The sequence below is a fragment of the Azospirillum brasilense genome (assembly GCF_022023855.1).
Taxonomy (GTDB): Bacteria; Pseudomonadota; Alphaproteobacteria; order Azospirillales; family Azospirillaceae; genus Azospirillum; species Azospirillum brasilense_F.
In genome coordinates this window covers 717,560-730,303 of record NZ_CP059449.1, presented here as the reverse complement: position 1 = coordinate 730,303, position 12,744 = coordinate 717,560, and the positions used below count along the sequence as shown (strand labels likewise).

At 68.9% G+C, this 12,744-nt stretch carries 9 protein-coding genes; 4 read left to right on the top strand and 5 right to left on the bottom strand.

Annotated features, from left to right (window positions below):
* The first annotated feature begins 20 nt into the window (after positions 1-20).
* Entirely contained in the window at positions 21-590 is a 570-nt protein-coding gene (locus H1Q64_RS03460) for a DNA polymerase III (protein ID WP_237904391.1), read from the top strand.
* Between the two features lie 36 nt (positions 591-626).
* Here H1Q64_RS03460 and H1Q64_RS03455 read toward each other — a convergent pair whose 3' ends face one another.
* Complete coding sequence (locus tag H1Q64_RS03455; RefSeq protein WP_237904390.1) at positions 627-2,315, bottom strand: sensor histidine kinase; 1,689 nt, start codon at positions 2,313-2,315, stop codon at positions 627-629.
* 166 nt (positions 2,316-2,481) lie between these two features.
* On the opposite strand from H1Q64_RS03455, the gene mtnA reads away from it, so the two are divergent.
* Entirely contained in the window at positions 2,482-3,582 is a 1,101-nt protein-coding gene (gene mtnA / locus H1Q64_RS03450; protein ID WP_237904389.1) for an S-methyl-5-thioribose-1-phosphate isomerase, read from the top strand.
* A gap of 24 nt (positions 3,583-3,606) precedes the next feature.
* Here the strand turns inward: mtnA and H1Q64_RS03445 are convergent, their stop codons facing one another.
* A complete protein-coding gene (locus tag H1Q64_RS03445) occupies positions 3,607-4,227 on the bottom strand; it encodes a 3'-5' exonuclease (RefSeq protein ID WP_237904388.1) in 621 nt (206 codons plus the stop codon).
* Positions 4,228-4,241: 14 nt separating this feature from the next.
* A complete protein-coding gene (locus H1Q64_RS03440; RefSeq protein ID WP_237904387.1) occupies positions 4,242-4,832 on the bottom strand; it encodes an NUDIX domain-containing protein in 591 nt (196 codons plus the stop codon).
* Positions 4,833-5,163: 331 nt separating this feature from the next.
* On the opposite strand from H1Q64_RS03440, the gene H1Q64_RS03435 reads away from it, so the two are divergent.
* The gene (locus H1Q64_RS03435) at positions 5,164-6,183 is read left to right on the top strand and encodes a class I SAM-dependent methyltransferase (protein ID WP_237904386.1); all 1,020 of its coding nucleotides are present in this window, start codon (positions 5,164-5,166) and stop codon (positions 6,181-6,183) included.
* 7 nt (positions 6,184-6,190) lie between these two features.
* Here H1Q64_RS03435 and H1Q64_RS03430 read toward each other — a convergent pair whose 3' ends face one another.
* Positions 6,191-7,534 carry an ABC transporter substrate-binding protein gene (locus H1Q64_RS03430; RefSeq protein ID WP_237904385.1) on the bottom strand — a complete coding sequence of 448 codons (1,344 nt, stop codon included), beginning with the start codon at positions 7,532-7,534 and terminating at the stop codon, positions 6,191-6,193.
* Between the two features lie 248 nt (positions 7,535-7,782).
* On the opposite strand from H1Q64_RS03430, the gene acnA reads away from it, so the two are divergent.
* Positions 7,783-10,473, top strand: a complete 2,691-nt coding sequence (gene acnA, locus H1Q64_RS03425; protein WP_237904384.1) for an aconitate hydratase AcnA — start codon at positions 7,783-7,785, stop codon at positions 10,471-10,473.
* Between the two features lie 62 nt (positions 10,474-10,535).
* On the opposite strand, the gene H1Q64_RS03420 is transcribed toward acnA, so the two are convergent.
* Entirely contained in the window at positions 10,536-12,446 is a 1,911-nt protein-coding gene (locus H1Q64_RS03420) for an acyltransferase family protein (protein WP_237904383.1), read from the bottom strand.
* Positions 12,447-12,744 lie beyond the last annotated feature (298 nt).

The window sequence follows — 12,744 nt, the reverse complement described above, 5'->3', positions numbered from 1 at the left end:
GCGCGGGGAGAGGAGGCGGCATGCCGACCGAGACCATTGCCAGCGTGGTGGCCAACGGGGGAGCGCCGTCCGTTCCGGCGATGCCCGAACATCCCGATCGAGCCCTGCTGCTGTCCGGGGAGGAGACCGGGGAGCGGGTGGCGATCCATTGCGAGGCCACCTCCTTCGATGCGGCCACGGCGGATCTGCGCGGCGTCGCGGCGCTGCGCATCCGCGGCGGCCGCGTCCTGACCAGCCAGCGCCTGATCCTGTCCTTCTGGCCCACCGAACCGGCGGAGCCCGCACTGTCCCGCCTGCTGGCCTTCATCGGCAACCGGCCGCTGGTCGGGTACTACCTGGATTTCACCGTGGGGCTTCTCGACCGGTTGGTGCAGCCGATGGTCGGCATGGCGCTGCCGAACCAGCGCATCGAGGTGTCCAGCCTGTATTACGGCCGCAAGGCCAAGGCGCCCGGCAAATACGCGGTCGATCTGCGGCTGGACAGCATCCTGCGCGATCTCGACCTGCCGCCGCGCGCCGGGGAGGACGCCTACGCCAGCGCGCTCGCTTCCGCCATGGTCTATCTGCGCCTGGAGCCGCCGCGGCCCTGATGGCTCCTCGGGCGGCCCACTTCAGGCTGACCCCTTTCAGGCGGCTTTCGTCTGCGTCTTGGCGAGGGTCGGCACCGACACGATGAAGCGGGTGCCCGGTCCACCGTCCGGCTGGCGGTCGATGGTCACCGCCGCCCCGGCCTGCTGGGCCAGCGCCCGGACCAGAACCAGCCCCAGCCCGCTCTGGCGCTTGTCGTTCGCGCGGCTTTGCGCGGCGGACGGATCGGGCGGCAGGCCGGTGCCGTCGTCGCGCACCACCATCCGCATGCCCTCGCTCCCCTCCGGCAGCAGCTCCACGCTCACCGTGCCGGGATGGCCGAGGGGGAAGGCGTGGAGCAGCGCGTTGGACACCAGCTCGCTGGCGATCAGGGCGAGCGGGGTGGCCTGATCGACGTCGAGGCTCCAGGGCTGGGGGGCGTTCACCGTCAGCCGCGCCCCGGTCGGGTTGGTCGAGCGGACCAGCCCGTCGCAGAGCTGGCGCAGATAGTCGGCGAAGTCGATGCGCGCCGGCTGGTCGGAGCGGTAGAGAAGCTCCTGCATCAGGCTCATGCACTGGATGCGGCGCAGGCTCTCGTCGAAGGCGCGGCGGGCCGGCTCGTCGATGCGGGCGGCCTGAAGGCGCAACAGGCTGCAGATAACCTGAAGGTTGTTCTTCACCCGGTGCTGAACCTCCTTCAGCAAAACCTCCTTGTCGGTCACCACCGTTTCGAGCTGGGCGTTGGTCTGCGCCAGCTCCGCCGTGCGCTGCAGGACCCGTTCCTCCAGCGTGTCGTAGGCGTGCTGGAGCGCGTTCTCCGCCTGCCGCTCCCGCCGGGCGCGCTGAAGGGCCATCCCGCCGATCACCGCCACGGCGGCCAAGGCCGCCAGCGCGTAGGAGATGTAGGTCCAGAGCTGCCCGTGCCAGCGATCCATGACGCTGCTCACCGGGATGGCCACCTCGGCGGTCACGGGTACACTGTCCACCCGGCGCAGCGCGGAGATTTCCGGCTCCCCGGCGGCCTCCGCCAACGCGCTGTCGGTGGCGTCCGGCCCCTGGGTCTCGTGCAGCAGCACCGTGCCGTCGGCGCGGCGCAGGGTGATGGAGCGGGCGTAGTCGAAGTCGAAGCTCTTGTAGATGTCGCGGACGTAGCGCGGCGAGACGGCGACCAGGGCCACGCCGCGGAATTGCCCCGGTGCGGCGGCCAGCGGGCGCGAGAGGAGGATCAGCGGCTCCTGGCTGTAGCGGCTGTTGTCCAGCGCGGTGATGAAGAGATGGCCGCCCGCCTCGCTGCCGCCGGCCCGCTGGGCCACGAAATAGTCGCGGTCGGCGACGTTCATCGCCGGGGTGGGAAAGCGGCGGGTGGTCAGGACGGCGTTCCCCTCGGCGTCGAACAGCCAGATCGACACCAGATAGGGCGTGCCCCGCACCAGCGCCGCGTAGCGCTCCCAGCCCGCCCGGTCGTTGGGCAGCGGGGCGTCCGCCGGTCCGGCGAGCTGGACCGCCTGCTTCAGGATCAGGTCGCTGGTCTCCACCAGCCGGGCCGCGTGCTCCGCGACCAGCAGGCTCGCGTTGCCGGCTGTGTCCTGGGCGTGCTGCAGGGCCGCCGCCCGGTCGCGCAGCGCGAAGCTGGCCGACAGCCCGAGCGTCAGCAGCAGCGCCACCGCGCAGACCATCAGGACCAGCGCCGACCCCGGCATCCGGTAGAGCAGTGGGGAACCTTTGGATCGCAAGGCGCGCAGGGGCATGGGAGAGAGGCCGTTGAGCATCGAAGGTCGTGGCTTTCGTGGCGGACCAACACTTTTTTGCAGGCTCCTGTTCCCTGGGTACGCCCGTTGAACCGCGCCGCGCCACCCCCTATTGTCGCACCGGGCCGAAAGGCCGAAGCAGCATCGAGCGCGGGGAGTATGGCGTATGAAGATCGACGGCACGGCCTACCGCACCATCTGGCTGGCGCAGGACGGCTGGTCTGTGAAGATCATCGACCAGACACGGATGCCGCATGATTTCGCCGTCGCGCGGCTGACCGACCTGGAGGAAGCCGCCCACGCCATCCGCGCCATGCTGGTGCGCGGGGCGCCGCTGATCGGGGCGACCGCCGCCTACGGCGTCGCGCTGGCCATGCGGGCCGACCCGTCCGATGCCGCGCTTGAGGAAGCCGGCGCGCGGCTGCTCGCCACCCGCCCGACCGCGGTCAACCTGCGCTGGGCGCTGGAGCGGATGCGCGCCCGTCTGGCTCCGCTGCCGCCCGCCGCCCGCGCCGAGGCCGCCTACGCCGAAGCCGCCACGGTCTGCGACGAGGATGTCGCCATCAACCGCGCCATCGGCGAGCACGGCGCCGCCCTGATTCGCGAGGCCGCCCGCCGCAAGGCCCCGGGCGAGGCGGTGAACGTGCTGACCCACTGCAACGCCGGCTGGCTCGCCACCGTCGATTGGGGCACGGCGCTCGCCCCGGTCTATGTCGCCTTCGAGGAGGGCATCCGCCTGCATGTCTGGGTGGACGAGACGCGCCCGCGCAACCAGGGCGCCAGCCTGACCGCCTGGGAACTGAACCGCCACGGCGTGCCCCACACGGTGGTGGTGGACAACACCGGCGGCCATCTGATGCAGCACGGCATGGTGGATCTGTGCATCGTCGGCACCGACCGCACCACGGCGACCGGCGATGTCTGCAACAAGATCGGCACCTACCTCAAGGCTCTGGCCGCCCACGACAACGGCGTGCCCTTCTATGTCGCGCTGCCCTCGCCGACCATCGACTGGGGCATGGCGGACGGGGTGAAGGACATCCCCATTGAGGAGCGCGACTCCCGCGAGGTGACCGAGCTGACCGGCATCACCGCCGACGGGCGGATCGAGACCATCCGCGTCACCCCGGCCGGCAGCCCGGCGGTCAATTACGGCTTCGACGTGACCCCAGCCCGTCTGGTGACCGGTCTGGTGACCGAGCGCGGCGTGTGTCCTGCAAGCGCGGAAGGGTTGGCGGGGCTGTTTCCGGAGCGGAGTGGCGTGTGAAGCACTTGCCCCACACGCTTCCCTTTAGACCACCGGCACCAGCTTGCGCCGCCGCGGCGGGTTGCCGCCCTTGCAGGGGCTGTAGCCGCCCGGCGCCAGCTGCCCGAACGTGATGCCGGTGGCCGCGGCGATGTCGGCCAGCCGCTCCAGCCCCAGAACGCTGGTGGCGGCGAGCGCGATGCGCCCGCAGGCCTCGGCGTCGCTGCCGGCGCGGTGGTGGTCGAGCGCGATCCCCAGATGGTCGGCCAGATAATTCAGCTTGTGCGCGGCCAGTTGCGGCCACGCCCTGCGCGCCAGCACCACCGTGCAGAGGTAGCTGCAGGCCGGCCACACCAGCCCGTAATCGTCCAGCGTGTGGCGCAGCACGCTGATGTCGAAGGAGGCGTTGTGGGCCAGCACCAGCCGGCCATCCAGCCGACGCGCGAAGCGGTGCCAGACCTCCGGGAATTCCGGCGCGCCGGCGACGTCTTCCGCCCGCAGCCCATGGACGGCGGTGTTGAAGGGGTTGAAGCGCATCTCCCGCGGGCGGATCAGATGCTCTTCCGTCTCCACCACGCGCCCGTCCTCGATCCAGGCGACCCCGATGGAGCAGGCGCTGGTCCGCGATTCGTTGGCGGTTTCGAAGTCGATGGCGACAGCCTGCATGATCTCTCCGCCCCTCAGCCCAGGATCAGGCGGGTGACGTCCTCGGGCAGGTCGCCGTCGAGCGCCATCAGGCGGACCCTCAGCAGGCAGGCCACCGCGATGGCGTCGGTGATCTCCCCGCGCTTGACCATGGCGTAGGCCTCCGCGAAGGGGACGTGGCGCAGTTGCAGGACCTCGGTCTCCTCCGGTTCGGCCTGCCCCTGCTCGATCCCCCAGGCGAGAAAGCAATGGGCGGTCTCGTCGGTGATGCTGTTGGACAGATGCATGGTCAGGATTGGAAGCCAGTGGCGGGCGGTCTGGCCGGTCTCCTCCAGCAGCTCCCGCTTGGCCGACTCCACCGGTTCGACGCCCTTCTTGCCGCCGCCCTCCGGGATTTCCCAACTGTACTGCTCCAAGGGGAAGCGGTACTGGCCGACCAGCGTGACGCGGCCCTGGTCGTCGATGGGAAGCACCCCGGTCGCCAGATTCTGGGCGTGCATGACGCCGTAGATGCCGGGGGTGCCGAGCGGGGTCAGCACGTCGTGCTCCACCACCCGCATCCACGGATTCTCGTAGATCGGCTTGGTCGTCAGGACGGTCCAGGGATTGCCGGTCTTTTGCGGCACGCCAGTGCTCCTTGAGCGGTGTGGGGACGGTCTGGGGACAGGCTGCGGGGTGCTGGGGCGGAACTATAGGCATTGCGCCTCGATGCTGCAACGCGGCGCGCTTCGGCCACCGTGCCGCGCGCCGCCTTCGGGACCGCAAGAGGTGGGCGTTGCGGAAATATTTCATAGTTAGATAAAATTTTCGCGACAGTTCATGCAAGTCCTCTCTAACTGTTCGTGCTGGTTACTTGACTCCCCGACTGTTGAGGTCTACCTCTATATTGTGCGGTATCCGTTGATGCCGGCGGTGGCCGTCCTTCGTGGGGCAGCAATTTTGGAAACGCAGCGCCGGATGCGGCACAATTTTCAGGATAGGGAGCGCTGGCGCAATCCCGACTGGCGGACGAAATTCGTCGCCTGGTGGGAAGGCTACGACCTCGCCGCCCTGTCCCGGCTGGCCCGCACCGCCCCCGCCTCCCGCCTGCCCCTGCGCGGCCCGGTGGCGGCGCTGGGTTCCGCCGCGCCGGCTGCCACCCTGCCGCCCGAGGCGCCGCGGCCCGATGCCGACCTGGAACGGCTGGAGAATCTGCAACTGGACCGCCAGGGCGAACCGGTCTGGTCGGTCGCCCGCACGGAGGGGGCGCAGATGCTGTGGGGCCAGGACTGCGTCGGTCCCGGCGACGCGCAATGGATGGTCGAATCCGTCCGCTCCTTCGGGCTGAACCCGGCCAAGAGCGTGCTGGATCTCTCGGCGGGGCTGGGCGGGCCGGCGCGCGGCATCGTCGACAGCTACGACACCTGGGTGACCGGACTGGAGATGTCGCCCCTGCTGGCCAAGCTGGGGATGGAGCGGTCCAAGGCGCTGGGTGTGTCGAAGAAGGCGCCGATCGGCCATTACGACCCCGAGCATTTCAACCAAGCGGGCTCCTTCGACCTTGTGCTGGCCGACCGGGTGATGCACCGGGTGCGCGACAAGGAGAACTTCCTCGACCGCGTCTGCGACTGCGTGAAGCCGAAGGGCGGCGTGCTGCTGTTCGACTATGTGATCGAGGGCACGCCGTCCTCCTGGGAAAGCTGGAACGGCTGGCGCGACTCCGAGCCGCTGGAGGTCTATCCCTGGTCGGGCACCCGCATGGCTGATGAGCTGACCCAGCGCAACCTGGACCTGCGCATTTCCGAGGATCTGACCCAGTTCCACCGCCGTCAGGCCGTGGAGCGGGTGCGCCGGCTGGGCGAGGCGTTGAAGACCGCCGCCCCCGAGCCCCGTGTGCTCAAGGCGCTGGCCCGCGAGCTGGCGCTGTGGTGGTCGCGCCTGCGCGTGCTGGGCAGCGGGTTGCGTTTCTGCCGCTACGTGGCGATGCGCCCGACCTGACGATTTCCTAATCGCAGGCCCGCGGTTCGATCTTGCGTTCCGCCGCGAAGCGCCGGGCCGACTCCGCCACCAGCTTGCGGATCAGGGCGCGGCGCGGCTCGATGGGGCCGGAGACGTCCAGCCAGCGCTCCCCGTCCCACTGCTGCACATGCAGCGGCACGATCCCCTCATGGTCGGCGCAGGTGATGCGCAGCGGCTGCATGAAGCCATCCAGCCCCAGTTCGGCCAGCCGTTCGGCGGTCAGGTCCAGATGGTCGAAGCCCCAGGCCACCTGCGCCCCGGTCAGCGGCCGGCGCCCGTATTTGCCCTGCGCGGTGCGGATGGCCTCGACCAGGACGGCGGCGTTGAAGACCCCGCGGTTGTACAGCACTGTGCCGATCTGGCCGGGGTCGCCGGTCCCCAGCCCGCGGCCGTGGACCTGCTCGCGGATGGTGCGGATCACCGGCAGATCCGCTCCGGCGGCGTGGAAGGCGACCGCCTTGTAGCCGACCGCAGCAGGGCCGACCGGCCGGACGTCCAGTTCCGACCCGGCCCACCAGACGCCGATCATGCGGTCGGCGGGATAGCCGGCGGCGGCGGCCTCGCGCAGGGCGGTGGAGTTCTGCACACCCCAGCCCCACAGGATCACGTAGTCGGGCCGGTAGTGGCGGGCGATCTGTGTCCACACGGCGCGCTGGTCCAGCCCCGGCGGGGCGACGGGGAAGCTGCGCATCTCGAAGCCCAGCCGGCCGCGCAGCGCCTCCAGCATGGGCAGCGGCTCCTTGCCGAAGGCGCTGTCGTGGTAGACGTAGGCGATCTTCCGCCCGCGCAGCCGCTCCGTCCCGCCCAGCTCCGTGGCGCCCAGTTCCGTGGCGATGTGGCTGATGGCGGCGTCGATGCCCGTCCAATAGCTGGCCGGGGCGTTGACCGCGTAGGGGAAGACCCGCCCGTCGGACACGTCCGCCCGCCCGTAGCCGGAGGAGAAGACCGGGATGCGGTCGGCGGCCCCGCGCTCGATCAGGGCGTAGGTGATGCCGGTGGACAGCGGCAGGACGGCGGCGGCCCCGGTCGGCCCCTTGGCCTTCAGCCGCTCGTAGCAGTCCACCCCGCGGTCGGTGTTGTAGCCGGTGTCGCACTCCTCCCAGGCAATGGGCACGCCGCCGATGCCGCCGTCGCGACGGTTGACCAGCGTCAGATAATCCGCCACCCCGTCGGCCAGCGGGATGCCGTAGGGCGCGTAGGGGCCGCTGCGGTAGACGAGGTGCGGGAAGAACTGCGCCCCTTGCGGCGACTCAGAAGCAGCCTCGGCCGGGGCGTACGAGAGCGCCGCCGTCAGGGCCGCAACCGCCAGGGCTGGGGCGCGCCATGCCATTCCGTTTCCTCCACCCGTCGCGTGCCGGGGCCGTCCGCCCGTTCGCGTGGTTATCATTTCCCGCGATTCTAGTACGGACCGGCCCCATTTCGCACGAAGAGAGCGCAGCCCCCACGCTTCCGCTTGCCCGCTCTTTGCAAGGCGCCGTTTGAAGGGGGGCGGGACCGGCACTAAATCAGGCGGTTGAGACATGCGGAAACCACGGCCGCCGCCCGGCCGGTCCGCCAATAACGCGAAGGAGGGGTACCGTGACGACGTTCACCGGTCAGGACTCGCTGAAAACCCGCCGCTCCCTGTCCGTCGGGGGCAAGAGCTACGATTATTTCAGCATCAAGGCCGCGGAGGACGCCGGGCTGGGCGACCTCTCCCGGCTGCCCTATTCCATGAAGGTGCTGCTGGAGAATCTCCTGCGCTTCGAGGATGGGCGCACCGTGTCCACCGACGACGTCAAGGCGGTGGCCCAGTGGCTTCACGACAAGCGGTCCGACCGTGAGATCGCCTATCGCCCGGCGCGCGTGCTGATGCAGGACTTCACCGGCGTGCCGGCGGTCTGCGATCTGGCGGCGATGCGCGAGGCGATGGCCGCGCTGGGCGGCGATCCCAAGAAGATCAACCCGCTGGTCCCGGTCGATCTGGTCATCGACCACTCGGTGATGGTCGATTTCTTCGGCAACCCCTCCGCCTTCGAGAAGAACGTCGAGCTGGAGTTCGAGCGCAACCTGGAGCGCTACGCCTTCCTGCGCTGGGGCCAGAAGGCCTTCGACAATTTCCGCGTCGTGCCGCCGGGCACCGGCATCTGTCATCAGGTGAACGTCGAGTATCTGGCGCAGGGCGTGTGGACCGACACCGACCCGGCGGGCAAGCTGGTCGCCTATCCCGACACGCTGGTCGGCACCGACAGCCACACCACCATGGTGAACGGGCTGGGCGTGCTCGGCTGGGGCGTCGGCGGCATCGAGGCGGAGGCGGCCATGCTCGGCCAGCCCATCTCCATGCTGATTCCCGAGGTCGTCGGCTTCAAGCTGACCGGGCGGCTGAAGGAGGGCACGACGGCCACCGACCTCGTGCTGACCGTCACCCAGATGCTGCGCAAGAAGGGCGTGGTCGGCAAATTCGTGGAGTTCTACGGGCCGGGTCTGGACCACCTGACGCTGGCCGACCGCGCCACCATCGGCAACATGGCCCCGGAATACGGCGCGACCTGCGGCATCTTCCCGATCGACGCGGAGACCATCCGCTACCTGACCTTCACCGGCCGCGACGCCGACCGCGTGGCGATGGTCGAAGCCTACGCCCGCGCCCAGGGCATGTGGCGCGACGCCGGCACGCCGGACCCCGTCTTCACCGACATGCTGGAGCTGGACATGACGACGGTCGAGCCGTCGCTGGCCGGCCCGAAGCGCCCGCAGGACCGCGTGCCGCTGTCCCAGGCGGCGCAGAGCTTCAGCGGCGATCTGGTTGGCACCTTCAAGGCGGAGGACGCCGACCGCTCCGTTCCCGTGCAGGGCTGCGGCTACAACCTCGACCAGGGGGCGGTGGTGATCGCCGCCATCACCTCCTGCACCAACACCTCCAACCCGGCGGTGCTGGTGGCCGCCGGCCTGCTCGCCCGCAAGGCGGTGGAGAAGGGGCTGAAGTCCAAACCCTGGGTCAAGACCTCGCTGGCGCCGGGATCGCAAGTGGTCACCGACTATCTGGCCAAGGCCGGGCTCCAGCCCTACCTCGACCAGCTCGGCTTCAACATCGTCGGCTACGGCTGCACCACCTGCATCGGCAACAGCGGCCCGCTGCCCGACCCCATCGCCGCGGCGGTGGAGGAGGGCAACCTCGTGGTCGCCGCCGTGCTGTCGGGCAACCGCAACTTCGAAGGCCGGGTGAACCCGCACACGCGGGCGAACTATCTGGCCTCGCCGCCGCTGTGCGTCGCCTACGCGCTGGCCGGCAACATGAAGATCGACTTGGCCAAGGACCCCATCGGCACCGGCCATGACGGCCAGCCCGTCTATCTGAAGGACGTCTGGCCGACCAACCAGGAAGTCCAGGACGCCATCGACGCCTCGCTGTCGGCGGAGATGTTCCGCAGCCGCTACGGCAACGTGTTCGAGGGGCCGGAGCAGTGGCGGGGCATCCGGACCGCCGAGGGTCAGACCTACGAGTGGCAGGCGGGCAGCACCTACGTGAAGCTGCCGCCCTTCTTCGCCGACATGCCCAAGACGCCCGACGCGGTGAGCGACGTGCGCGGCGCCCGCGCCCTGGCCGTTCTGGGCGACAGCATCACCACCGACCACATCTCGCCCGCCGGCTCGATCAAGAAGACCAGCCCGGCCGGCGAGTATCTGCTGAGCCATCAGGTGCGCCCGCAGGACTTCAACTCCTACGGCGCGCGGCGCGGCAACCACGAGGTGATGATGCGCGGCACCTTCGCCAACATCCGCATCCGCAACGAGATGCTGGCGGGCGTGGAAGGTGGCGAGACCCGGCACTACCCCTCGGGCGAGCAGTTGCCGATCTACACCGCGGCGATGCGCTACGCCCAGGAGGGCGTGCCGCTGGTGGTCATCGCCGGCAAGGAGTACGGCACCGGCTCCAGCCGCGACTGGGCGGCCAAGGGCACCAAGCTGCTGGGCATCCGCGCGGTGATCGCCGAGAGCTTCGAGCGCATCCACCGCTCGAACCTCGTCGGGATGGGCATCCTGCCGCTCCAGTTCAAGGACGGTCTGACCCGCAACGATCTGGCGCTGGACGGCACCGAGACCTTCGACATCGACGGCATCGAACAGGACCTGCGCCCGCGCAAGGACGTGACGATGACCATCACCCGCGCCGACGGCCAGACCCGGCAGGTGCCGCTGCTGCTGCGCATCGATACGGTGGACGAGGTCGAGTATTACCGGAACGGCGGCGTGCTGAACTTCGTCCTGCGCAATCTGGCGAAGTGACGCACGCCGGCGCGGCGGGTGGGCGGCACCGCCTTCCCGCTGCGCGGCGTCCTTGCGGGGCCTCACTCTCCGTAGGTTTGATCGGGCGCGCGGAGAACCGCCTGGATGCTCTGCACGAGCAGGATGCTGCCATGGGCCGAGAAATGGCCCTGGTCCAGGAAGTAGAAGCCCTGGTCGTCCCTGATCCGGCAGAGCGGAAGGGACTTGCAGGGATCGGGATCGCAGAAATAGTCGGAGGTGTCGACGAACTGCGCCCCTTGCGTCGCGGTGATCAGCGGCTGGTCGGCGGCTTGGCCGGTGATCGAATAGGCCCGCTCCGACTTCATGAAATAGGTGTGGTCGTAGGGGTTGCGGAAGCGGAACACCGGGCTCTGCCCCAGCACGACGATGCGGATGCCCCGGCTCAGCAAAGCCTCCACGGTGTCATGCAGGCGGCGGAGATCGAGGGCGTTGGTGTCCATGTACCATTCCCACCGCGCGGCCATGATGACGATGCGGACGCCATTGCGGTCGATGATCTCATCGACGCGGCTGTTGAAGTCCTGGCAGTTCGGGCGGGCGTTGACGGACAGATCCTTGATGGGCGGGCAGCCGGATGCCGTGTACTGGACGATGTTGAAGGGCAGGGTGTCGGCGACGTTCTGAAGCCCCGGCACGTAATGGGCGGCGAAGGAATCCCCCCAGAGCAGGGCGGTGGGCGCGTCCGCCTTCAGGGAACCGATCCGGCAACCCTCGATGCCCGGCCACGCCTCGGGGGACTGGTCGGTTTCGAGGAAGCAGGTGTGTTCCTTGTAGAGTTCCCGCCCTGAGATGTCCTGCGGCGTGTAGTCGGTGAAGCGCTGCGGCAGCCCGTTGGACAGATGGCCGAGCAGCCCGACTCCCGCCAGCCCCGCCATGGCCCAGCCGGTTCGGGCGAAGACCGTGGGCGGCCGGCGTCCCGACTCCGCCCCGGGATCCGCCCTGGGTTTGCGGAAGGGAACTTCGATCAGCCGCCAGGACAGCACGGACACCGCGGCGATGACCGCGAGAAGGATCAGCGTTTCCTTGGTGGTCAGGTCCCGCCCTTTGTAGAACCGCGCGAAGACCATCAGCGGCCAATGCCAGATGTACATGGAGTAGGAGATCAGGCCGATGAAGACCATGGGGCGCAGCGTCAGTACCCTTCCGACCGCCGTCGGACCGCTCCGCCCCGCGTGGATCACCAGCGCTGCGCCCAGGCAGGGCAGCAGCGCGGCGTAGCCCGGAAAGGCCGTTGCTTCCGTCAAGGTGAACACGCTGACGAGGATCAGCGCGGCGCCGACCGCGGAGGCCAGCTCCCGTACCGCGCGGCTGCGGCTGTCCGGAACGGCGCCGAAGGCGAGAAGGGCGCCCAGCACCAGCTCCCACAGCCGGGGCGGCAGCAGGTAGAAGGCCGCCACCGGATGATCCCGGACCAGCGACACGCCCAAGGCGAAGGACGCCGCCGCCGCCGCCAGCAGGACGGCGACCCACACCGAACGCCCGTACGGGAGCAGGGCCAACACGGCGAGTGGGAAGACGATGTAGAATTGCTGCTCCACCCCCAGCGACCAGGTGTGGAGAAGCGGGTTCATCTCCGCCGCGTTCTCAAAGTAACTGGACTTCAGATAATAGACGATGTTGGACGAGAACAGCGTGGTCGCCGCGAGGTTCTGGGAAAAACTCTTCAACTCCTGGGGCGACAGCAAAAACAGGGCGAGCACCGCGGTGACCGCCAGCGCCGCGAACAGGGCGGGAAGGATGCGGCGGATGCGGCGGACATAAAAGTCGGCGAGGGAAAAGCGGCCGCGCTGCGCGTCGTTCAGAACGATCGAGCCGATGAGGTAACCGGAAATCACGAAGAACACATCGACGCCGACGTATCCGCCGCTGAACAGGGAAAACTTCGCATGGAACAGCAGAACCGAAAGGATCGATACCGCGCGAAGGCCGTCGATGTCGGGGCGGTACGTCATGGGATCCGCAAGGTTTGGGTGGAACGGAGGCGCGGGTCGGCGGTCCCGAACCCGGTTCTGCGGCGGGAGGCGAGCGACGAGGGAGTATAGGGGTGTCCGGCTACGCGAGGGGAAGCGGTGTGATCGCTCCCTGGCAATTCAATGATGTCAGAAAGACTTCACGGTGTAGGCCTAAGTTTGGCGTTCTTGTCGTCTGGATTGCCTTATTGTTTTCGATGCCCTTGATGGGAAAATGCCTGTGTTTTCGATGGTATGCCATCGCGACGGCGTGTTGAAGTGAATTATTGAATGAAAGCCT